Source organism: Candidatus Clostridium helianthi (assembly GCF_045310795.1).
In the GTDB taxonomy this organism is placed as follows: Bacteria; Bacillota; Clostridia; order Clostridiales; family Clostridiaceae; genus Clostridium; species Clostridium helianthi.
In genome coordinates this window covers 54,910-79,618 of record NZ_JBJIAB010000022.1, presented here as the reverse complement: position 1 = coordinate 79,618, position 24,709 = coordinate 54,910, and the positions used below count along the sequence as shown (strand labels likewise).

Genomic DNA, 24,709 nt, shown 5'->3' with positions numbered 1-24,709 from the left:
TTTATCTTATAATAATCAACATTCATATGTGTTTTGTTCATTAATAAACACATCTCATTGTTTTAACTATTGAATTGAACTAACTTAATTGATAAATTTATTATATTGAACAAGCGTTGAAAAATCAATATTCGTTGAAATAATGAAAGGCGGAATTAATTTGAAAATATTTTATTTTACTGCTACAGGAAATAGTTTATATGTTGCAAAAAGGATTGGTGGAGAATTGTATTCAATACCTCAAATGATAAAGGAAGGTAAATATGAATTTGAGGATGATGCTATAGGATTTGTATTTCCTTGTCATGGATTTGGAATGGCGAAAATAATTAGTAACTTTATAAAAAAGTCAAAATTTAAAGCTGATTACTTCTTTTCAATTATGACATATGGTGGTAATTCGTTCTCTGGATTAAGGCATATGGAGCTTGTGGCCAAGGAATCTGGAATCAAGTTCAACTATACAAATGAAATACTGATGGTGGATAATTTTCTTTCAGCCTTTAAGATGGAGGATGAAATAATAAATAAGAATCCAGAGGTAATTGATGAAAAACTGAGTGGAATAATAGCTGATATTACAAATAGACGAAATTCTCTTGTGAAAAAAGGAATCGTATCAAATACTTTATCTAAATACGGCCGTGGCTTTGCAGATAAAATCAGCAATAATTTTGCAGCTAAGAGATTTATTGTTACGGATAATTGTACTAGCTGTAAGGTATGCGAAAAGGTTTGCCCTGCAAATAATATTAAAGTTAATAACAAGCCCGAGTTTTCCCATAAATGCGAAGTATGTCTAGCATGTATACATCATTGTCCTCAAAATGCAATTCATTTAAAATCTGAGAAAAGCAAAGCTAGATTCATAAATCAAAATGTACAGCTTAAAGAAATAATTGCTTCTAATAATCAGGCTAATTAAGAAAGCAGAAAATATACTTAAAGCTGGTCAGATATTTATATGATTCCTTAAGAAGTCTGCTAAGGCTAGCCTTAGTTCAAACTGAAAAGACGTTGATGCCTAACATTGGGGTGCTTTTAAATTATCCATGCACCCCTGGTATGAGGCTGTTGAAATACTATTATGGGGTGAATTTATTTTCTTTTTTATTCTCTTTTAAAAGACAACCTTCTGATTTTGCCTTTAAGCGCCCATATTTTCTATAAATCATAAATCTATTGGTTATGCTCGCATTTCCTCATAAGTGTAAATTGTTAACTTTTTTTATTTCTAACTTCTTAAGTTCTTTAATTTTTTACTTCTTAACTTTTTTCATTGTTAAATTCTTAAATTCCTAAATTCCTAAATTCTTAAAAAGTTTTATTTCTAAGCTAGGAACACTTGGTGATGAGTATACGGATGGCTTTACCACGCACCCATTATTCCCTAATAAAAATAAGAGCTTACATTACATAAACTCTCGTTAAAAGTTCTATAACTTAAATTTAATTTTGTTAAAATTTAATAATAGTATCTGTTTACAATTATGTTATTCGTAAAGTCCCCAGCCTCCACTGTACTGATGAGGTGACTTTCCTTTTGATTCTATAATCATAGGTTTCAAAGGAACTGGTGCTTCTTCATTTATTTCAGCAAGCTCCACATTAAATTCCCATTCATCTCCAAAATCAAATAAGTATAGAAGTCTTTCTCCTTTATAAAGATTTAAACTTGCTATAGTCGTAGTTTCTGCTACAGGTCCTTCGTACTCTGCATACTTACAGTATATTCCTTTTCTTCTGTTGCCTCCTATAAAAAATGCATATAAGTGATCATTATCAAATTCAAAAGCTTCTTGAATAGCATTATGTAAATCCCCAAAAGTATGCTTATATGCTAAATTTATTTTTCTCCATACAGTCTTTGATAAACTTACTTTAAAAGTATACGTTCCACCTTTATTTATCTTACTTTCTTCTACTGTATTTTTAACAGTGTTCCCTTTAAAGATGGTTTTAAAAACGTCAAATGCTTTTTCGTTTTTGTTAGTTGTAACTTTTAAATTATAATACTCTAGTAATACTGGAACATCTTCTCTATTCCAATACTGAATAGCCTTTGTTAGAAGTAATATACTTGTTTTAATCCCAAATTCATTTGGAGAAAAACTTTTTATCGTATCTTCATATCTTGTTTTTGCACCATTAATTAATTCTAGTTCACCAAAACTAAAGAACTTTAAATGATGAAAGAATGCAGCCCCAGTTGAATACATTACATTTGAAATATCCATTTCATCTTTTACAATTATATCTCCCTGTTTAGCACTAGATATCTCAGCTAAAATATTGTAAAAAGCCGCTATATTATGAGTTCTATCAAATTTTGTTTCAAAATCATATTTGGTCCAATAAGTTTGGAGTAAGAAAATATATTTTTCATCTTCATTTAAATTTTGAAAGCTTTCTAATTTATCTGTTTTAAAGAGTCTTACTTTTCCCTTTTCATCGTTAGCCTTTATATAAAGCTTACTTGCAAGAACTAGTGAAAACATCAAGTCTATTGCAAAATATTTATCTTGATTATAACTAGGATTTATTACATCTTTTTTATTTTCAAGGATCATGTTTAGATTATAGCAATCCTTTCTGCCTAATACTTCCTGAGTCGCTGAGAGTATAGGCTTTTCATTTTCTATAAATTCTATAAATTTTTCAAAATCGTTTATTGAACTGTTAATATTACTCATTTTTATTAATCCATCCTCAGTTTTTATATTTTTTTGTGATTGAATTTTTTTATCAGGTTAAATTTGATCATGACTATATAATAATTATTTTCTTCTTTTAAATCCATATTCCTTTTTTTATATTTCAATCATTTCAAATACAACATAACAAACACTTGTCGATTCAATTATATTAATTAAACTAATAATTCTTTCAAGGTTATCAGTAAATGGATACCTTTTGCAGCTTTCTGGTTTGCATGCTTCTAGTTCACAGCTTCCATCTTTTCTAAAAAGGCACATAGTATTTGCTTAATTTCATATTTTCCAAAATCTTCTTCAATATACATATTCATAAGTTTTTTTTCTGAAATCCAAGAAAATCTGCGACTTTTTAGAATAAATCTTTTCCACTTTGTCTTTGTAAATAATTTCTATATAAAACTCATAAAGTAGTTGTCAAATGATAACTATATTGTTATAATATCTCTTAACTAATAATAATTATCAAAGGAGTTTTCATATGACTAAAAATGATAATAGAGAATTAATTTTAAATATGGTTAACTTTTATAGTTTATTTAATGTTGAGTTTATAGATCTCATTCCAGACCTAACTAATACAGAAATCACTCCCCTTCTTTCAAAAATACTGAATTTTATTCATTTTGAAGGTACTACTACAGCATCAAGAATAAGTAAAAAATTAAACATATCTGTACCAAATACAAGCAGAAGTATTAATGCTTTATATAATCTTGGTTACTTGATAAAAAAACAAGATGAAAAAGATAAAAGAATTGTTTATTTATCACTATCAAATAAATCATTAAATCTTATTTCATCTGTTGCTGCAGCTGGAGAGGATATTTTTTTAGAACGATTTAATGTTCTTTCTAATGAAGAAATAGCTGAGTTATCTCAATCACTATTAAAAGCTCAGAACTTGATTATAAAAATGCGAGATCTATATGAAGATAAGAAAACTATGAAATAAATATTAAGGAGATGGTTTAATTATGTTTATAAAAACTATAAAATCAAAATTAATTATTCTGATAAGTATATTACTGTTAGTTGTAAGCACTGGATTTGGAATTATTTCTTATATTAATGCATCTAACGCTTTAATATCAAATATTACAAAGACATTACCAGAAATAGCTATTCAGGCTTCTAATACTGTTCAGGCTAATTTAGATAATCAATTAAATTCACTGGAAGTTACTGCTAAGACTGCTTCATTAAACAATGATACTCCAGATAAATTAATGACTATTTTAAAAGCTGAAGCCAAAAGAAATGGCAGTATTAAAATGGGATACGCTGATATGAATGGAAATATTATATATACTACTGGTGAACAAACTAATATAAAAGATACCACTTATTTTAAGAAATCAATTTCTGGAGAAAATTTTATTAATGATCCTGAAGTTAATGAAGGCAAAACTGCAATGACAATGATATATTCGGTACCAATAAAAAATGATGACTCAATTACAGGCGTGTTAGTATCAGTCAGAGATGGAATGGAACTTAGTGAGATGATTAAGAAGATCTCTTTTGGTAAAACTGGAAGTGCCTATATGATTAACAGTCAAAGCAATAGTATTGCTTATAAGGATTCAAGTATGCCATTAAATCAATATAATTCTATAAGAGAAGCAGAAAAAGATCCTAGTCTAAAAGGCATCGCTGATATGCAAAAGAGAATGATAGCTGGTGAAACTGGTTTGAGTTTATATACTTTTGGTGGAAAAGAATCTTATGGAGGCTTTGCTCCAATCGAAAAAGAAAAATGGTCTGTAGTTGTTATTTTAGAGAAATCTGAACTTTTATCAGAACTCAACTCTCTAAAATTCTCAATAGCCCTTACATCTATATTATTTTTGATTATTGGAATTCTTGTAATTTATATTATTTCCAATAGACTATCTAAAAGAATTAGATATGCTTCTAATTCCTTAAATATATTGGCTACTGGAAATTTCACTAATAAGATAAATGAAAAATATTTATACATTAAAGATGAAATTGGTGATATTGCTAACTCTATGAATACTATGCAGAACTCAATTGGAGATATGATTAAAATATCTAAGGACAGTTCTCTAATAATTGATGAAAACTCAGGTAATTTATCAACTATATCTCAAAACATGGTCTTATCTTCTAATAATGTGGCGAATTCAATGCAAGAGGTAGCAAGTGGAATTAATTCTCAAGCGAATAATCTAATGGAAATCACTACAATCTTAAATATCTTCAGTAGCAAACTCGAAGATATAGTAATGAACACTAAAGACATAGATAAAAATACAATAATAATGAATGAACTTGCAAATAATAGCAGCTCAAGCATGAAGTTATTAATGGATACAGTAAGCAGCATAAGTTTATCCTTTAAAAATTTATCTAATAAAATTATTACTTTTAGTAGCAATATAAAAGAAATAAATAATATAGTACAAATCATTAATTCAATAGCAGATCAAACTAACTTATTAGCATTAAATGCATCTATAGAAGCTGCAAATGCTGGTGAAGCTGGTAAGGGTTTTGGAGTGGTAGCAAATGAAGTAAAAGCCTTGGCAGAACAAACAAAGTCTTCATCTCAAAATATTAGTAAATTAGTATCTGATATATCTAATGATACTAATGTAATAAAAGATGATACAAATAGCATGACCACAGATCTTAACAATCAAGTTAGCATTATAAATGAAACTATAAACTCATTTGAAAATATAATTGATGTTATTAAAACCGTAATTCCAAAAGTACAAACTGTAAATATGGCAACTATAGAAATAAATAAAGAAAAGAACGATATTCTTAATAAAATTGAAAGTACATCTGCTATAGCCGAAGAAATATCAGCTTCATCAGAAGAAATATCTGCTTCTACTGACGAAATGTACAAGCTATCTAATGAAGTTGCAAAAGCTTCTGCTACCTTAAATAATATGACAAAAAAATTAATCGCTGAGCAAAATAAATTTATAGTTTAATTATTATGGAATATATTTAATTTAACAAAATATTTGGAGGTGTTTATATATGATTAAACCTTTATTTTTAGCTCATGGTTCACCTATGATGGCAATTGAGCAAAGCGTGTATACTAAATTTTTAAATGACCTTGGAAGATCTATTAATCCTAAAGCTATAGTTGTGTTCACAGCCCATTGGACAACTGAAACACTTACTATTTCTGCTTCTGATGCTATATATGATACTGTGTATGATTTTTATGGATTTCCAGAAGAACTCTATAAAATTAAATACCCTGCACGAGGTTCTAGCATTATTGCAACAAAAATTAAAAATAAATTAATAAATTCAGGTATTGATGTAAAAACAGATTTAACAAGGGGCCTAGATCACGGTGCATGGACTCTTTTAAAGCATCTTTATCCAAAAGCTAATATACCAATTGTTCAAGTTTCTATAAACTATACTCTACCTATTGAGCAGCAAATTAAAATAGGTAATGCTCTCAAAGAACTTGGTTCTGAAGATATTTTAATTCTTGGAAGTGGAAATACAGTTCATAATCTAAGATTGGTTGATTTTGGTAGTAAGGCAATTGATTCTTGGTCTAAAGAATTTGATGATTGGTTAATTGACAAAATAGAAAACAAGGACATAAACGCCCTTAATAATTATAAAAAATATGCTCCTCATGCTAACTTAGCAGTTCCAACTGCAGATCATCTTGTCCCACTATTTATAGCTTTAGGCAGCAGTTCTGAATTAACCCCTAGAGTTATATTTAGAGATTATCAATTAGGAAACTTAAGTTATCTTTGCTATGAATTTTAGACAGATTTGCATTGAAACTCAGCATTCTCAGTTTAGATTTTAGTTCTTTTGATAAGAGGATTTATGACTTCATTTGTCATTAATCCTCTTATCTGTTTTGTTTGATGCTTGCTATCTTAATTGTAAATAAAAATAAGTGCAAATGTATAACTATTTATTTATAGCCTATACTTACACTTATACAGTAGCAAATAAGAGCCTATTTACATAAGCTCTTATTTTTATCACTAATCATTAGTTTGAGAATTCTTGTGTTCCCATGTATTTGTTATTTCCGTAGATTACACCTATACCAACCTTAGTGTATTTTTCATTCATCATATTTGCTCTATGACCTGGTGAGTTCCACCATTGATTAAATAATTCAACTGGGTCAGAAGTGTTATATGCAATATTCTCTCCTGCTGTAGTATAAGTATAGCCTATTGTGTGTAACCAGTTTGTCCACTTTGTTCCGTCTGGATTTGTGTGATCAAAGAAATTATTTTGAATCATGTCGTCACTCTTATATCGTGCAACTTGCACTAATGTATTATCTATAGTTAACGGCTGAAGACCTGCTTCTTTTCTTTTTTCATTCATTAATTGAAGAATTTTATCCTCAGCAGAATTTTGCATGCTGATTGAATAATTTGTCGGCAGATTAGGTAACCCCTGTACATTTACTGATGTTGCATTTGTGCTGCTTTTTGAAACTGCATCTGTATTACCAACGTTATTTCCATTAGAAGTATTCATATATAAATTTGTATTTAAAAGATTATTTATATTAACATTATTGTAATCGTTAACATTTGAATTAATTGTTGCTGCAGATACTCCTAATGATGAGAAACTTCCTATTGTTGTAGCTGCAATAACTGTAGTTACTATTCTTCTTAAACCATTCTTTCTCATTAGTTTTTCTCCTTCTATATGTTTTATTTGTCCTTATGATTTTTATTTAAACAAAAAGTATTTTTTAAGTTTTTGTTGCTTTCGAGTAAGGACATGTCTCTATCTTATCATCTTTTCGACAATATTCAACATGAATTCTTCTCAATTTATTGTTTTAAACGATATTGTCTTAAGCTTGCTTTAGTATGTTCTTGTATACGTCTTTATGCACCATAATGCTCATGAAAATAAATAAAAAGTCCAAAGTTTCCATGATTATTTTTCATCAGGCAAAGATGCCAATTGCCCTAATAGCGGGCTTATTAGAACAATTTGAAGATAAGCAGTGAACCAAAAGTTAGAATCAAAATTCTATATTTCGTTCTTAGAACTTTCACACAATGCAATCTATGATTTTGTGTAAATTCGCTTATTCAGCTAGCGAATGCGAGTCGAGCTTTCTCTGATGGCAAGCAGACTTGTTATTTTTTAAATGTGCCTAATATCATTTAACATCTTAAAGTTCCAAGGATACTCCCCTATATTTTTCTATGTTCTTTAGTATTTATCATTTTTCTTATTTGTGATTTATTTAAGAATTCATTCATTTCTTTAATTTTGTTAAATATTCCTAAGGATTGGCTGTTTATTCCTTTTCCTAGTGTTTCTTTATTCTTCTCATTTGAAATTTCATAATTTGGCATATATACCACTTGCCTGCAAGGAACATTAAATATACTTTATGCACTCCCTTTAGATATTTCATTGCTTCATCTTCTGGACATATGTTACTAGTGTTTATTCCATAACTCAACTATATACTACAATAAAAATAAGAGCCTACTTTTACGTAAACTCTTATCAAAAACAGATAGTTTGTATTTAATATTTATTTTTAGCTCTTTCCTTAAATAGCTTACTTCATACTTTTTAGTATTCCATCTATATTATCATACTTAGCTCCAAGTGATTTCGCTTTAAGTAGCTCTTCTCTTGCTAAATTAAAATTTTTTGCATTATAATATACTATTCCCAAAAAGTAATGCCCATCTTTTTGGTCTAATTGTTCTAAGTTTTTTGAATAGTTAACAGCAGCATCATATTTCATTAAAAAGATATCTGAATTAATAATGCATTTTAAAGCATAAGTGTTTATATCCTTAGATGGATTTGATGCCAAAATTTCCTCAGAATTTTTTTCGACTTCTTTCCAATTTTGTGCTTTAAAATTTTGTTCTAGTTGAGTTACTAATCTTGTTGTTTTACTTTGAGTATTATTAAAGCCCCAAAAAACCGTTGCTGATGTTATTATAAGCGCTAGTAATAAGTAGGCATATCTATTAAAATACCATAACCGCTTTTTTGATTCATTGAAAATTCCTGCAAAAGTTAATCCTCCTATAAGCCCTCCTAAATGTGCAAAATTATCTATTCCTGATTTAGTAAATCCATAAAATAAGTTTGCGCATATTACTCCAACAATGTTTACTCCTAATCCAGACTTAAATAATGCAGGTTTCTCTATACATATAAAAAGTATAGCTCCAAATAATCCAAAGATAGCTCCTGATGCTCCCACTCCAGGACTGAAATTAAATGCGAAACTAAATATATTACCCAAAATTCCTGCCGCAAAATATATTGCTATAAACTTAGCTTTTCCAAAAACTCTTTCAGCAAGAATGCCTATAAAATATAATGAGTAACAATTTAAAGCTACATGAACTATGTTCGCATGTAAAAATATTGGTGCTATAAACCTCCAATATTCTCCTTGCAATATATGACCATTTTCTTTACTTCCAAATTGCAATAGTAGTGCATTGTAATCTGTACCTGAATCCCATGAATATAACCCCATTATTGCAAATACTAAAAGATTTAATGCAATTAATACATATGTAATTGTTGGTTTTTCACTTTTAAACTCAATTGTGGATTCTAATTTCTTTTTCTCCACAATATCTTCAAAGCTTACGAGAGAATTATCAATTTTCTTATATTCACTAAAATACTTATATAAATGTTTTTTTACTCCAAACTCATCCCTTTTAGTTTTAGAATGGCTCACAACACTTTGCTTTTCAAGATTCACAACTATGCTTCTTAAATATTTTTTACCTTTTACTTTATTGACCTGGTTATCTTCAATAATCTTAACTTTATCTATTGGTGGGTCATTTTCAAAAATAAATATCCCGAAAGAATATACGATTTTATTTTTATCAATGTTTAAAAGATTTTCTTTCACATCTATGAAATATTGTCTTATTTCCTCTTCTGAAAACAAGTCTCCATTTATTAATTCCAGCACAATCATTGTGCCAAAATAATCTTTCATCATTATATTATCTTTTTCATCTGTTCTTACTTTATTTTCTTCATCACATAAGGGTATAAAATCCTTATATTGGGTAAAGCTCTTCATTATTATTTCAATTTCATTTTTATACATATAATCCCCCTATCTCAGTATTCATTTTCTATTAAGTTATATGAGTACTCAGCCTATTTTCCTTTGCACCTATATTTTAACTTTATCCCCCTAAACTAGTTAATGTTACTTATATTAATTCACTCAATTTTATTACTGCTAGTACACATTAGTATATTATCATAACAATTACCTATTTTACAAATAAATTCTTATATCCCAAATTCTTGATGCAGCTCTTTATTTTTCTTTTTGTAAACTAATTTAAACAACTATACAAATATTGTTGTTGAAATTTATACTTAACATAATTAGCTTTTCTAAATACACTTTAGGCTTTTCATCTTATAATCATTTTTAACCACTTCCAGTCTTTTTTCAGTCAAAATTAAGTAGAGGTGCTGTTCAATGAATAGCACCTCTTTTATACATTAACTACATATTTAATTTTTATTACTAATCACTAGTTTGAAAATTCTTGTGTTCCCATGTATTTGTTATTTCCATAGATTACACCTATACCAACCTTAGTATATTTTTCATTCATCATATTTGCTCTATGACCTAGTGAATTCCACCATTGATTAGATAGTTCAACTGGGTCAGTAGCGTTATATGCAATATTCTCTCCTACTGTAATATAAGTATAGCCTATCGTGTCTAACCAGTTTGTCCACTTTTTTTGTCTGGATTTGTATGATTAAAGAAGTTATCTTGAATCATGATGTCACTCTTATATGGTTCAACTTACACTAATGATTAATGTTTTCCTTACATTTATATTTTATTTTAATTTAAATTGATTAATAATTTCTTCTAAACTTAAAGCACTTTCTGCATTATTGTTAGATGCAGCTAATATAGATTCATTTTTGCTGCTTACATCAATAATATTTGAAACAATATTAGTGGATGATTTAGCTACTTCTGATACTGAAATTGCAACATCTTCCATACTTTTTGAAATTTGATCCACAGACTCAGAAACACTTTCAGAAACTTCTGCAAAGTTACCTATAATCTCTTTAAAAGTATCTCCATCCTTTTTATACTCAGCACTTATAGTAATTAGCTTATCATAATCTTTAAGAACCTCTTTTTCTATAAATACTAAGATATCTTGTGATGAACCTGAAAGTTTTCCAACTGAAGCTAATACTGCACTTATTTTATTCTGAATTTCAGAAACTGTTAGCGATGATTGTTCCGCAAGTTTTCTAACTTCTTCTGCTACAACAGCAAATCCTTTACCAGCTTCCCCTGCTCTAGCGGACTCTATTGCTGCATTTAGCGCAAGTAAATTAGTTTGCGCTGCTATCGCATCTATACTCTTTGCCATTTCTGATATCTCGTTTACAACTTCAACTTCCTTCAATGCTTTTTCTAATCCAATTTTTGTTTCCCTATATATTCTCTCAGCATTTTCCCTTGATTTAATAGAATCATTATTGATTGAAACTGCTTTTTCTTGTATATTCAATGCAACATTTAATCCATCTTGTGCTTTTTTAGCTGTTACATTGACTTCCTCTTTCACTGTAGCAGCCATAGATGTAACTTCTTCAACTGCTGCTGATGATTCTTCCATTCCTGCTGATATTTCTTCTGTCGCCGCTGATATTTCATCTACTTTAGAACTTACCTCTGAAAACATTTTATTTGTTAGTTCGCTACTCTCAAGGATACTTTTACTTTTATCTTTAATAAACAGCATACTTTCGTTCAGTTTTTCAACTGCACCATTTAATGCAGTTACAGTATTTCCTATTTCATCGTTAGCAACTACTTTCATTTGTATATCAAAGTTACCATCTGCCAATTTTCCTGCACCTTGCATAACTTCTTTTACTTGATTTATGACACTTTTTCTAATTAAGGTCATAAATAAAATTCCTATAATTATACTTACTACTAATAGTATAACCATTTGTTGTTTGGAACTTTCTGTTATCTTTTTAGAAAGTTCTCCCTGTGATTGCATTAAATCATTTTGTGCATGTATCATATTTTCTATACTTAAAAGCAATTCATCTTGTGGTTTCTCTATATTAGTAATAATATTTTGAAGTTCTTCGGTTGATACTCCAGTTCTCATTCCTAAATTAATAGCTTCATCAAATGCTGAAAATGCCGATTCAGAATTTTTCTTTATTTCCTTAAATATCTCTTTTCCTTTTTCAGTATAAACTAATCTACCAAGTTTATCTTCGTTTTCATAATAAATAATTTTATTCTTATCTAGTATTTTTTTTTGCTCATTCATATAATCCATATCATTGCTAATTGATATATTTCTTATACTAATTGCAATTTTGTTAAGGCTTCCTCTCATACTATATGCAGCTGATACTTTCTCATTTTCTACGTCAATTAATTGATTAACAGTCCCATTAATTTGGCTTAACCTAAGTATAGCTAGTGAGGATACTCCCACAATTAGAATAATCATTAATGAAAATGCTATAATTAGTTTGTTTGATAACTTAATTTTACTAAATCCCATCACTATTCCTCCCAATATTTTTCTCAACACATTAATTATACTTTAATTTTAATTGTAATGTCTATTATATTTATTCTATTTTTTACTTTTTTCGCATAACATTGACACTTTATCATATTATTTTCAGAAGTTTATGCCATATAATTAACTATAAAGTTACAAAGCAATTTTATATTATAAAAATACTGATTACACAATAATAATTGATTGAATGCAAAGATATAAATATGATATTTTTAGCATATATATGTTGCAATGCACATTTCACCAATCACAATTATGGCTGAAATTCTTGCAATAGTTTAGAATTGTGATGAAGAATTAATTTCACAACGTATATATAAGTAAGTAAATAAAAATAAGCGCAAATGTATAACCACTTATTCATAGTCTACATTTACACTTATACATTAAAAAATAAGAGCCTATTTACATAAGCTCTTATTTTTACTATTAATAATTAGTTTGAGAATTCTTGAGTTCCCATGTATTTGTTATTTCCGTAGATTACACCTATACCAACCTTAGTATATTTTTCATTCATCATATTTGCTCTATGACCTGGTGAGTTCCACCATTGATTAAATAATTCAACTGGATCAGAAGTGTTATATGCAATATTTTCTCCTGATGTAGTATAAGTATAGCCTATTGTGTGTAACCAGTTTGTCCACTTTGTTCCGTCTGGATTTGTATGATTAAAGAAATTATTTTGAATCATGTTATCACTCTTATATCTTGCAACTTGTACTAATGTATTATCTATAGTTAATGGCTGAAGACCTGCTTCTGTTCTTTTTTCATTCATTAATTGAAGAATCTTATCTTCAGCAGAATTTTGTATGCTGATTGAATAATTTGTCGGCAGGTTAGGTAGCCCCTGTACACTTACTGATGTTACATTTGTGCCGCTTTTTGAAACTGCATCTGTATTACCAACGTTATTTCCATTAGAAGTATTCATAAGTAAATTTGTATTTAAAAGATTATTTATATTTACATTATTATAATCGTTAACATTTGAATTAATTGTAGCTGCAGATACTCCTAATGATGAGAAACTCCCTATTGTTGTAGCTGCAATAACTGTAGTTACTATTCTTCTTAAACCATTCTTTCTCATTAGTTTTTCTCCTTCTATATGTTTTATTTGTCCTTATGATTTTTATTTAGTCAAAAAACATTTTTAAGTTTTTGTTGCTTTCGAGTAAGGACATGTCTTTATCTTATCATCTTTTCGACAATAATCAACACAATTTTCGATTGCTATATTGTTTTAAACGATATTGTCTTAAGTTTGCTTTAGTATGTTCTTTTATGCTTCTTTATGCACCATAATATCATTTAACATCTTAAAGTGCCAAGGATACTCCCCTATATTTTTTTAATAATAAAAAAAGAAGATATAATAAACTATATGTTCTATATCTTCTTCTCATCTATCTTCTAATACTTATTTTAATAAAGAAACCACTTGTTCACTTGTTCTAATCTTGCCTATTCTAGGGAATATATATTTACAAACATATTCATGTTCTTCTTTACTTATTGCTGTCATTGCATCTTCTACAAAAATTTGATTATAGCCATGTTGGAAAGCTTCTCTTGCTGTAGTATCAACTCCAATGTTAGTTGAAATTCCTCCTAACTCAATTGTATCAATTCCTCTACGTCTTAACTGTAAATCTAAATCTGTACCATAAAATGCTCCCCATTGCCTTTTTGTAACAATATGAGCATTTACTGTTATTTACCTCTATTGCTGTTGTATTTTCATAATAAATTTATTTTGTACTTTTAAGGACAATCCCTTCCTTAAATCCTCCACGTTCTTCTCTTTTCTTGTCTCTAGCTTTTATGAGTTCTTCTTCACTAAAGCCTAAGCTGTCAGCAAGTCCAAACAAAACTTCCATTACATCAGCTAATTCTTCTAAATTCTTATCTTCTAAAAATTCATTAACTTCTTCTTTTAGCTTTGCTTCTAAAAGCTCATACTTTCTTTCTTTAGTTGCGATTTCTATATCACATTCTCTTCCATCAGCTTTTATTATTTCTGGGATCTTATCTCTTACTAATTTATTGTATACTTTCATTGTTTCTCACTCTTTTCATATATATTTACATTAATTACGTAAAGCATATTTCAACCTTTTATTTACAAGATCCATGCGAAAATTTTTATTCCAGTTAATATCTGACCAACGCTTCATTTCTTCATGTTCTGAATGATTAGGATTTGACATAATTTCAAGAAATTTTTCATAACCCGGTATACCACCTACATCCTCTGGTGGTGCATTTTCCATTCCCGCTATACAAATTGGATAATTTTTATCATAGTCAGGTATTATAGAATCAACTTTAATTTCATGTTCCCAATCATCTCCAAAATCATAATTATATATTATTGTATATTCCTTTTTCATATAATCTTTAATAAAAGTATCTGAGTCTATTGCTACCGTACATTCACCATTTGGATAAAAAGCATCTTCATGTTCACTAACCACATTTAGTACATTTTCGCCTTCTTCATTAATAACGTTAAATTCATACAAGTGATAATTTTTCCATCCAAACGAAATTTGAAGAATTTCATGGAGTTCTTTAAAATTAATATCTATTGGGATAATTATCTTTCTTTCAGCACAGTAAGATCCTAAATCTAACTTAACCACTAACTTAACACCTTCACATTTAACTATATTTTCTCTGTAATTTTCCTTTAGGTCTTTTAGTAATAGCTCGTAGGGTTGCTTATAGTTATATTTGTCTATCTTTATAATATCAGCATTCAATTTTCTTGTGATTTTGGGCTGATAAATATTTTCTAAATCTAATAATTCTTCAAAATAACCTACAACTTCGCATGCTTTATTTAGTCTTGAAACATACCTTGAACCATTTGTTTTAGAAAAACATATTGTACCAGCATCACTCAGGTACTGCTCTATAATCTCTTCTTTTATTTTTTCACTCTGAAAACATCTTCTAACACCTTGTAAAATAAGTTCATCTAACCTCTTAAAATCCTTTGCTTTAAGTCCAAAGAGAACAAATCCAAATCTACTGCTGTTGTTTACTAATACAACTGCCTTTCTTCTCTTGATGTTAATCAAATTAGCACTCCACGAAAACAACTCCTTATCTTCATAAGGCTTTTCAACAGTTATCCCCATTTCATCTTGTAATTTTTTTGTGCATTCTATAAACATACGTACCTCCTTAAAAATTGGTAGTTTCTTTGATTTTTATAGAAACATTATTCATCTATGTTGCGATATATATTAAGACTGTTCATTATGTATGGACGCACAATAGCTAGAAGCACATCAATTTGATTATTTTTTCCATCCCTAAACCAAGAATATGCAGCTCAATAAATAGCTGAGCATGTCATAGCTGAAATAACTTATTATATTCTTCCTTTATCCCAATTTCAACCTAATTTATTATACATTATTTGAAAATTACAAACAAATTTAAAAGCCCAGAAAAAGCACTACTAATATCTTTAAAGACTTGCAGTGCTCTTTTTCTATATTCTAAACTTTTTCAATAATTCATTTAATATTACGAACTCTTTACCTACCTATTTATGTTTGTAGTATCAAGTATTATGTCACATTTGTTCTCAATGTCTAGTTCTGTAAAGTAATGCTCTTCCAATGGGATCCATTTGTTTATAAAATCCTGAAGTTTTTCTTCACCATTACGTTTCAAAATTCGTTCATGCTGCACTTTTGAATCAATAGTTATAAAAATTTTATAATCATAATAATCCCTTAATGTAGGATGCAGACTATAACTTCCTTCAACTATAGTTAAATTTTTAGGTTCTACTTTTATAGGCTGACTTAACTCCCCTTTATTGCATAAATATTTTCTATATACAGCAGGCTCGTTGTTTTTTAGTGGCTTTAATATTTCTTCCTCAAATCTTTCGTAGTGAACATTTCCACCAGGTTCTGCTAGTCTTTCTTTTGTTTTCATTCTTGGAGGAAGGAAGAAATCATCCATGTGAAAAAGGCTACAATCAAACCCTTCTGCAAGCATTGCTCCTAAGGAACTCTTCCCTCCGCCACATCTTCCATCAATGGCTATTACTAATTTTTCATTATCTTTTAGTAAGTTCTTAATTTCATCAAATACATATTTATATTCATTATAAATATGTGGTTTACGTTCTTTATTCATTATTTCCTCCAATATTTAAAAGCTTACTTTACATAAAATCCTGCTAAAGACAGTGCTTTGTTTATTAATAAACATGTTATTGCAGCTTTAATATTATTTTATTACCATAATATATTTGTTCACCATTTATGATTGATATTCCTCTAAATCCGTATCTTTTCTATAGATATTTTGTAATTCACAATGCACATTTCACAATTACAGTTAAAATTCTTACAATATTTTTAGAACTAGTATGAAGAATTGTTTTTTGCAACATATATATTTTATATTTTTCTAGCTTTCAATCTAATGCGCACATAATCTGCATACCATACTCCATTCTGATATAGAATAGGTTTTAAGCTTTTTACCGTTTCATCAATGATTTCATTTTTTAATGAATCATCCAACCCTTTAAAAAGCTGTATAACAAACATTTCAATCCAATTCTTCATTCCATCATCACCTATAAGTGCGGTTTTACGATCAAATAATGCTGCATATACTGTTTGTAGTCCATGCTTTTTAAGAATAGGAGTATATTCATCAATAGTTGGAAAATAGAATGTTCTCTTATAGTCTAATTCCCTTGCTTCAAAAGCCTTTTGCAAATTTGAATGAATTGTTTCTGTGCATCCGTATCCTCCAAATTCACACACTAGGCTTCCATTTATTCTTAATGAATTATAAATACTATCTAGCAATCCATCTTGATTATCAATCCAATGAAAAACTGCATTAGAAAATATCGCATCAACTTGTTCATTTAAAGTAAACTTCACTGCATCATCCTGTATAAATATTAGTTCAGGATAATTTCTTCTTGCAATTTCTAGCATTTCTCCTGATGCATCCATACCAATTACATCTGCACCCATATCTGAAATCTTTTTCGTTAATGCTCCATTACCACATCCAATATCTAAGACTTTCATTCCTTTCTCAATATCTAACAAATTTAAAACATCTTCACCATATTGATGTACAAACTGAAAATCTTTTGTATACCCTTTAGCATTCCACTTAATATTCATAAAAACACCTCCATTTTAAATATACCTGACATTAAAAATAGTATATCAAAACAGATACCATAATTGAAATGCATATTAATTATACTTTGTATAACTATGATTTATATAGTTATACAAAGTATAATCTGAAATTATGGATATAACTCACCGAAATAAGGATTATGCTATTGTTCCAGTTTCTAAGGAAATTATGATGGATGATTCTAAGATCACAAGTTGCGCCCAAGATGCTAGCCTCAAAGGCGAGCTTTGAACTAGCATACTTGGAACAACTTTTAATCTAAGAATCAGAGCCATCAAATTCCTAACGAAACATTTCACAAAAGCATAATTCTTATTTCTAGTTAGAATATATTTCATAACATAAATTTAACTTATGATTAATTTATCTATATAAAATTGTTGTACTACTCACTATTTTTAAAAATTTTCCTACTTATATAATATAAACTTTAAAAATAATTCTTCATTATAATTCTAAAAATATTGCAAAAATTTTACATAAAGCTTTTAGGTTTTAATTTCCATCTATGATACATATATTTATTATATGAAACTGCTTTATTATTAGTTTATATAGATAAACAATTTAAGAATTCAGCTTATTAGATTAACACACTTACAAGACTGCTAAAACTTTAAGTTCATATCTCCACTAGAAATCATAAATATATTTGTAACGATAGTGTAAAGTGAGCTATGAAAAGATAGAAACGAAAGTCGCTAACCAATATTAGTAAAAATTATATAATTTAGTGATTTTATAATTAATTTTAAGTACAACAAAAGACCTCCGTCGCCGAAGGCAAAAAATGTAAACTGTATTAAATTAACGATAGATCAAGAGCATTGATTTTCTTGCATATGAAGTATAGTTTGCTGACCAAGACTAATAAGTATTTGCCATTTAGCAGGCATGTTATCAGCTTGTTTTAATTGATCAATCTCATTTAGAGGCCGCCAATAATTATAAGGATGTGGGCGCAGAAAGTTGTAATATGCAACCCAAAGTGAGACTCCGTAAAGGGCACCGTCTTCACTCCCATAACCACAAGTAACACGGTATGATGATTTGAAAGTACGATTTAAGCGTTCTACTACTTGCTTAACCCAACGATATTCTTTAGAAACTTCATCATAATTTGTAAGTCCTATTACTTGAGTAAGGTCAAAGATCTTATCTTCTTCTAGTTCAAATTGTTGCCTAGCTAGAGGATAAGCACTATAGCCATCAGCAATAAACTTTAACATTTTATTAGGGAATATTTGAAACTTATCAAACGCCATTCGCATCGCAAGTATGCATGGACCAACAGCTCTTGTATCAGATACCTGATAGCCAAGAATAGACTTTTTACAAGCATCCATAACAATCCAAACATAATGCCTTATACCTTTTACTTTTATGTAGGTTTCATCAGCAGAAAGGATATTAGAAGGCTTGTAATCAAAGGTATCTACAAATGGCTTAATTACAGTAGCAGCAGTTAATGCATAGTTAGCAACCATAGTATGTGATATTTTTATACCATGTATCTCCGCTAAAGCGCGAGCGGTTTCTCTAGTTGAAAGTTTAAAATTAACATGATAAGTGAGGCTCAATCCCATAATATGAGGATTAAATTTTTTAAAATTAAAGTTTACGGCCCGCTTAGAAATAGTATGTAAGTTCATCTTGAAGAAATTCACGCAAAATTCTCTATAAATATAGTGTAGTTTGTATTTATATTTCTCAGAAGATTTTATATCACTAGGAAGTCTTTTAAGACCATCTAAGTAGTATGAACACTTAGGGTTTATACATTTATGAATGCGAAAATGCTTACGATCTTTCTTTTGAGAAAGAGTATGCCCACAATAAGGACATACAAGCACTATAGGTTTAGTAACGTGATTAATTTCGTTGAAATTTTGACCACAAACTTTGCATTGGAACTGACCTCGATTACCGTTATTATCGTAGATGTAATGATGAGGTGCACCACACTTTGGGCAGATAGTTTCACTAGGAATAGACTTGCCGTTACGTCGTTGGACGGGTTTTAGTATTTTGTTATATTTGTACTTGTAATAAGCTAAAAGAAATTTATAGTCAGCTTTTTCAAAACGAATAATTTTAGGAAGTTTGTCTACTTTAAATTTTTGATATTCTGGGCTGTTAGAATCGTCGAAAGCCCATTGATTTAAAGGTATATTCTTTGAAATAAACAAAATAAGTTTATAAATAATTTTAATTAAATGTTGATTGTATAAAAGTAAATAAGTTATAATTGATTCCATGACAATGACCTTTCTTTTGATGTTATTTTGGTGTTGCGGAACTCGATTATAACATAAAATTAGGGGGGCATTGTTTTTTTGTACAAAAAAACGTTCGAACCCTTGATATATAAAGAAAGAATTAAGAATAGTAGTGTAAATACTTTACACTAACTTTGTAACCACAAGGGTCATAATATGGAGAAAACATTTGAAAATAAGCTGTTAAAGGTTCTTAGCTGTAGGTTGTTCCATTTTAGCTTGTCAAACTGAAAGTTGGAGCATGCTAAAGTGGATACAACCTGCTGCTTAGAACCTTCAGCGATATTTTCATAGCTTTTCGTAATCAAAATATTTATGATTTCGGGAAGTTAACACATAAATATAGGTTTTAAAGTTGTGTATCTATAACTTTATTTAAAGCAGTTATATAATTTAAATTGGAGATGTATCTAAATTATGAATAACATGATTTTAAGTCCTGAATTTTGGTTTATTATCGGTATTCCAATTACTTTTTTACTTGGAGCATTAGCTCACTTTGCATATGGTTGGAGTGGTAAATCAGTTATAGTAGGTATTTTTACTCCTGTTAACGAAAGTATCTGGGAACATTTAAAACTTTCTACCTATCCTACTTTTATTTGGTATATACTAGGCATTTTAATATTTCGAGATAAAGTTAACTTGTATATCTGGGTTATATGCTCTGTTATTTCAGTAATCACTAGCTGTATTGTTATAACTTGTTTCTACTATACCTACACAGGTGCTCTTGGAATACAATCATTATTTCTTGACATATTTTCATTATTTTTAGGGCTTTCTATAGCTCAATGTTTATCTTTGCATATTTATAAATATGCAACATTAACTATGCTTCATTTTTATTTATCTATTATAACAGGTTCTTTAATAATAATTTGTTTTACTCTTTTTACTTTTCGTCCTCCTAAATTGCCGATTTTTATGGACCCTATTACTAAGCAGTATGGAATTCATTAAAACAAATCCTCTTTATATAGATCAGCTTAATTTTAAACGGAAATTTAATTAATAAACTTATGTTCAAACTCTGATGCTTCCATAGGTTTTCCTATTAAATACCCTTGGATGAAATCACATTTAAGCTCGTTTAAGATTCTAAGCTGTTCTTTTGTTTCAATTCCTTCTGCAACAATTTTAATATCTAAGCTATGTCCCATATTTATTATGGATTTAATAATCGTTAGATTTTTATAGTTTGTTTCCAAATTCATTATAAGGGATTTATCAATTTTTATTTTATCAATAGGCAATTTATTTACATAATTAAGAGACGAATAGCCTGTCCCAAAATCATCTAATGATATTTTTATTCCCATACTCTTAAATTGTTCCAATATGTTTATAATTGTTTCAAAATCCTCCATAGCCTCGTCTTCAGTAACTTCTAGGTTCAGGTATTTAGGAGGAAGAGAATATGCCTCTAATATATTCTGAACAAGTGATACAAATTCAGGTTGCTTTAGTTGAGAATAAGATGTATTTACTGATACACTGAATTCATTCAAGCCAATTTCATTCCACTTTTTGCACTGCACACAAGCATTTTCTAACATCCAATTATCTATTGATATTATTTCCCCTACACTTTTAGCAATAGGAATAAATTCTATAGGCGGAATAATTCTATCCCCTTGCTTCCATCTTATAAGAGCTTCTGAATTTAACACTTTCATTGACTTTAAATCCATAATAGGCTGATAATAAACCATAAATTCATTATTTACTAATGCTTTATTTAATTTCATCTTCATTTCTAATTTATCAATTGCTTTGTGTTCCATTTTAGACGAGTATATTGCAAAGTCGTAGCCGCCACTTTTCTTAACTTCATACATGGCTAAATCAGCATTATTAATCAAAGTATCTGAATCTTCTCCATGCTCTGGGAATATACTTATACCTATGCTTGCTCCAATAATTAAAGCTTCTTCATTATAAGTAACTGGCTTTTTCAATTCCTTTTGTATTCTTAGAACAACTTCTTTAATATATATGTCAGATTCTATATCTTTTAATATAATTATAAATTCATCTCCACCAATTCTGCTAATTATGTCCTGTGTACCTATAGAATCTTTCAATGTAGATGCTACTTTTTTAAGAACTTTATCACCAACTTGATGTCCAAAATTATCATTTATATTTTTAAAATCATCTAAATCTATAAAAAGTAGTGCAAATTTTTTATCTTTATTTTTTAATAGCTCATTGATATTTTCTAACATCATTTTTCTATTAGGAATTTCTGTGAGAGCATCATAATATACATAATGACGTATTTGTTCTTCTGCACGTATTTTATCTTTTATTTGATCTATAAGTTTCGAATTTTTTCTTTCTAATTTTAAAGTGTATTTCTTTTCTAGCTCTGCTATTCTCTTTCTTTCTGAAATATCATGTATCAAAATTACAATACCTAGTTTATCGTCATACTCATCATATATAACTGTGCTTGATAATTCACATTCAATATATCCTTCATTTTTTTGTTGTAAATTAACCTCTACATTTTTCACATAACTATTTTTTATTATAGTATTGAAATCAATATTTTCATAAGATATTAAATCGCTGAACATTTTTCCTTCTAATTCTTTAAATTTATAATCAGTTATATTTGATGACGCTTCATTACAATTTTGGATTGCAAAATTCTCATCTAAAATAAATATTGGGTTCTTAACACTATTAAAAATGTATTCTGATAAATACTTCGAAGTAGTCAACATAAACCTATGCTTACTTATTGCATAGCAAACACCACCTAAAGCTATAGTTCCACTCAAAACTGCTGAAGGAAAGACAAGAATTCCAAACATAGGTAAAATAATATCTGTTAATACCCCTATGGTAATGCTTATAAAACATGTCCATAAAATAATTTTATTTTGCTTTCTTATTCTATTCTTTTTTGAATATCTTCCTCTATTAAATAGCATTACAAGACCTAATACATAAAAAATTATAGAACATATGCTGTATGCAATTTGACCAAATAAATTTGGAGCCACATCAATCCATCCATAAGGTCTTCTAATCATAGCTGAAGATGGTTCAACCATAATATTTAGCATAAATAATAATGCAACAGGAACGTGGGCTAAAATTATTATAATCCGATTGTATTTACTTTCTTTCTCATTATTTAATACAAATGCAAAATACAGCCAGTTACCAGAAAAAAAACAATACCCAAAAACAGAAACTGCCCTCCAAAAAAACGCTATATTTATATTTTCACAAGTCAGCATCATTGCATATCCAAATGCCCAAACAGCACAACACATGCTTAAATTTAAAAATATTTGATTAGCTTTTGATTTTTTGTCCATTCTGTATCCGTATATACCAATAAACGAATAAAAAACGCAACATAACATTAATGAAATAAATAAACTAATATAAATAAAACCACCTCCGGCATAAAATATTTTAATAAATTTTTACTTTATATAATTATTGAGAAACTATAACTTAAATTTTATACGTTTCTAATAAATAATCTCATATTTCAACATTTTCTGTCATTATATCATTTTATTCTTAATTTCATAAATATTCAAGTTCTGTAAATCTATACATTGCAAAAATTTTATCTTTTTACCAATAAATTTCATTTACATACATAAATACTTATTAATTAGACTTTTAGCAGTGCATATATAAGTTCTAAATGATATACTCACACCTTATAAAACCATTCACCTTGCATCATCTCATAGTTAAGATAGGCTTTTATAAATTAAACTTTTAAGAATATAGTATATTCCTAAAATAAGATTACAATACTTTAAATACAATAAATATAGAGGATGCAGATTTTTATAAACTTCAGCGTCCTCTATTACTAATTCCATTTCTTAAATAGTATTATTTATCTTCTCAAATATATTTCACATTTTTTATTGGTGACTTGAAAACTCTCGTGAGTTTTTCCTAAATTCTGTTGGAGTCATACCCTTTTTAGCCAAAAATTGTTTTATAAAATATGTATCATATTCAAAGCCAGTGGCACGTGCAATTTCGTTTAAGCTCATATCGGTATGAGTCAATAGAGTCTCAGAAACCTTTAATCGGTATGCTAGTAAGTAGCCCATTGCTGTGCATCCACATAAATCCTGAAAACTTTTATTTAGTGAAACACGATTTAAATGCGCACATCTTGTTAAATCTTCCAAGGTTATTTTGTCAGAATAGTTTATATGTATATATTCTAAAACTAAATTAGCAGGTGATTTTTCGCTATTGTGGTTTAGCTCTTCAATCACCCCCAGTATTTGGATTAAGTATTTTTTTATTCTGCAGACCCAAAGCGAATCACTTTGGGCATATACTTCTGTTCCCATAATAAAAAACCATTCATATAATTTCAAATATATTTTCTCATCTACAGCATATACCCTAGTATGAATTTTATCTTCTCCAAAAAGTAAAAGACCAGTTTTTATTTTTAGATTAGTTGACAGATATCCAGTAGTTTCTGAGAAATGAGCTGTATTAAAAAAATCTGGATGGAAACAAAATGATTGCGAAGAAACATTTTGTTTTTCAATAACTTCTATTTTATCCTCCATTGATAAACAAAGAATACTTGGAGCGACAATTTTCAAAGGGCGATCATTTAGTTGTAAATTCATGCTTCCACTCGTAATAAAAGTTATAGTTAAACGCTCCTTATAAGGAAGATTTACAAAGTTTTCATTTGCAATAAATTCTATATATACAGTTCTATTCTTGTGACGGTCTGCCTGCGGCATAAACATTCCTCCATTGGGTACATTAAAATAAATAATAAATTTAAATTACCATTTATATTTTCATTAATCAATAGCAAAATCTAAGACAAATGCTAAAAAAATCCCTATATCAAAAGTCG

Annotated in this window: 18 protein-coding genes and 2 pseudogenes; 5 read left to right on the top strand and 15 right to left on the bottom strand. The window is 28.7% G+C overall.

Annotated elements, in window-relative coordinates; all coding sequences use genetic code 11:
- Positions 1 to 160 precede the first annotated feature (160 nt).
- On the top strand, positions 161 to 925 hold the full coding sequence (locus ACJDTP_RS16615; protein ID WP_406761869.1) for an EFR1 family ferrodoxin: 765 nt from the start codon (positions 161 to 163) through the stop codon (positions 923 to 925).
- 568 nt (positions 926 to 1,493) lie between these two features.
- Here ACJDTP_RS16615 and ACJDTP_RS16610 read toward each other — a convergent pair.
- Entirely contained in the window at positions 1,494 to 2,693 is a 1,200-nt protein-coding gene (locus ACJDTP_RS16610) for a plasmid pRiA4b ORF-3 family protein (protein WP_406761868.1), read from the bottom strand.
- Between the two features lie 502 nt (positions 2,694 to 3,195).
- Between ACJDTP_RS16610 and ACJDTP_RS16605 the strand changes: the two genes are divergently transcribed.
- From ACJDTP_RS16605 to ACJDTP_RS16595, 3 genes are read left to right on the top strand one after another with little or no spacing between them, the layout of a single operon-like run.
- A complete protein-coding gene (locus ACJDTP_RS16605; protein WP_406761867.1) occupies positions 3,196 to 3,669 on the top strand; it encodes a MarR family winged helix-turn-helix transcriptional regulator in 474 nt (157 codons plus the stop codon).
- Positions 3,670 to 3,691: 22 nt separating this feature from the next.
- The gene (locus ACJDTP_RS16600) at positions 3,692 to 5,686 is read left to right on the top strand and encodes a methyl-accepting chemotaxis protein (RefSeq protein WP_406761866.1); all 1,995 of its coding nucleotides are present in this window, start codon (positions 3,692 to 3,694) and stop codon (positions 5,684 to 5,686) included.
- 49 nt (positions 5,687 to 5,735) lie between these two features.
- The gene (locus ACJDTP_RS16595; RefSeq protein ID WP_406761865.1) at positions 5,736 to 6,500 is read left to right on the top strand and encodes a DODA-type extradiol aromatic ring-opening family dioxygenase; all 765 of its coding nucleotides are present in this window, start codon (positions 5,736 to 5,738) and stop codon (positions 6,498 to 6,500) included.
- Between the two features lie 234 nt (positions 6,501 to 6,734).
- On the opposite strand, the gene ACJDTP_RS16590 is transcribed toward ACJDTP_RS16595, so the two are convergent.
- From ACJDTP_RS16590 to ACJDTP_RS16535, 12 genes and pseudogenes are all read right to left on the bottom strand, one after another.
- Positions 6,735 to 7,397, bottom strand: a complete 663-nt coding sequence (locus ACJDTP_RS16590; protein ID WP_406761864.1) for a CAP domain-containing protein — start codon at positions 7,395 to 7,397, stop codon at positions 6,735 to 6,737.
- 518 nt (positions 7,398 to 7,915) lie between these two features.
- Positions 7,916 to 8,113, bottom strand: a complete 198-nt coding sequence (locus tag ACJDTP_RS16585; protein WP_406761876.1) for a DUF429 domain-containing protein — start codon at positions 8,111 to 8,113, stop codon at positions 7,916 to 7,918.
- A gap of 179 nt (positions 8,114 to 8,292) precedes the next feature.
- Positions 8,293 to 9,831 carry a rhomboid family intramembrane serine protease gene (locus ACJDTP_RS16580; protein WP_406761863.1) on the bottom strand — a complete coding sequence of 513 codons (1,539 nt, stop codon included), beginning with the start codon at positions 9,829 to 9,831 and terminating at the stop codon, positions 8,293 to 8,295.
- 442 nt (positions 9,832 to 10,273) lie between these two features.
- Positions 10,274 to 10,557: pseudogene (locus ACJDTP_RS16575) on the bottom strand (CAP domain-containing protein); the annotation flags it as partial.
- A 37-nt stretch (positions 10,558 to 10,594) separates the two neighbouring features.
- On the bottom strand, positions 10,595 to 12,313 hold the full coding sequence (locus tag ACJDTP_RS16570; RefSeq protein ID WP_406761862.1) for a methyl-accepting chemotaxis protein: 1,719 nt from the start codon (positions 12,311 to 12,313) through the stop codon (positions 10,595 to 10,597).
- A gap of 460 nt (positions 12,314 to 12,773) precedes the next feature.
- On the bottom strand, positions 12,774 to 13,436 hold the full coding sequence (locus tag ACJDTP_RS16565) for a CAP domain-containing protein (protein WP_078115319.1): 663 nt from the start codon (positions 13,434 to 13,436) through the stop codon (positions 12,774 to 12,776).
- Between the two features lie 330 nt (positions 13,437 to 13,766).
- A pseudogene (locus ACJDTP_RS16560) lies at positions 13,767 to 14,060 on the bottom strand (isochorismatase family protein); the annotation flags it as partial.
- Between the two features lie 37 nt (positions 14,061 to 14,097).
- Entirely contained in the window at positions 14,098 to 14,406 is a 309-nt protein-coding gene (locus ACJDTP_RS16555) for a nucleoside triphosphate pyrophosphohydrolase (protein ID WP_078115318.1), read from the bottom strand.
- 30 nt (positions 14,407 to 14,436) lie between these two features.
- Positions 14,437 to 15,528, bottom strand: coding sequence for a plasmid pRiA4b ORF-3 family protein (locus ACJDTP_RS16550; RefSeq protein ID WP_406761861.1), 1,092 nt, complete (start codon positions 15,526 to 15,528; stop codon positions 14,437 to 14,439).
- Positions 15,529 to 15,901: 373 nt separating this feature from the next.
- Positions 15,902 to 16,510, bottom strand: a complete 609-nt coding sequence (locus tag ACJDTP_RS16545; RefSeq protein ID WP_406761860.1) for a uridine kinase family protein — start codon at positions 16,508 to 16,510, stop codon at positions 15,902 to 15,904.
- Positions 16,511 to 16,776: 266 nt separating this feature from the next.
- Entirely contained in the window at positions 16,777 to 17,526 is a 750-nt protein-coding gene (locus ACJDTP_RS16540; protein ID WP_406761859.1) for a methyltransferase domain-containing protein, read from the bottom strand.
- A gap of 840 nt (positions 17,527 to 18,366) precedes the next feature.
- Positions 18,367 to 19,806 (bottom strand): DDE-type integrase/transposase/recombinase, encoded by a 1,440-nt coding sequence (locus tag ACJDTP_RS16535; RefSeq protein ID WP_039773814.1) that lies wholly within the window; start codon positions 19,804 to 19,806, stop codon positions 18,367 to 18,369.
- A gap of 438 nt (positions 19,807 to 20,244) precedes the next feature.
- Between ACJDTP_RS16535 and ACJDTP_RS16530 the strand changes: the two genes are divergently transcribed.
- Positions 20,245 to 20,790 (top strand): DUF6512 family protein, encoded by a 546-nt coding sequence (locus ACJDTP_RS16530; protein ID WP_103699270.1) that lies wholly within the window; start codon positions 20,245 to 20,247, stop codon positions 20,788 to 20,790.
- Between the two features lie 44 nt (positions 20,791 to 20,834).
- On the opposite strand, the gene ACJDTP_RS16525 is transcribed toward ACJDTP_RS16530, so the two are convergent.
- Positions 20,835 to 23,213, bottom strand: coding sequence for an EAL domain-containing protein (locus ACJDTP_RS16525; RefSeq protein ID WP_406761858.1), 2,379 nt, complete (start codon positions 23,211 to 23,213; stop codon positions 20,835 to 20,837).
- Between the two features lie 522 nt (positions 23,214 to 23,735).
- Positions 23,736 to 24,590 (bottom strand): helix-turn-helix domain-containing protein, encoded by an 855-nt coding sequence (locus ACJDTP_RS16520; RefSeq protein WP_406761857.1) that lies wholly within the window; start codon positions 24,588 to 24,590, stop codon positions 23,736 to 23,738.
- Positions 24,591 to 24,709: the final 119 nt, after the last annotated feature.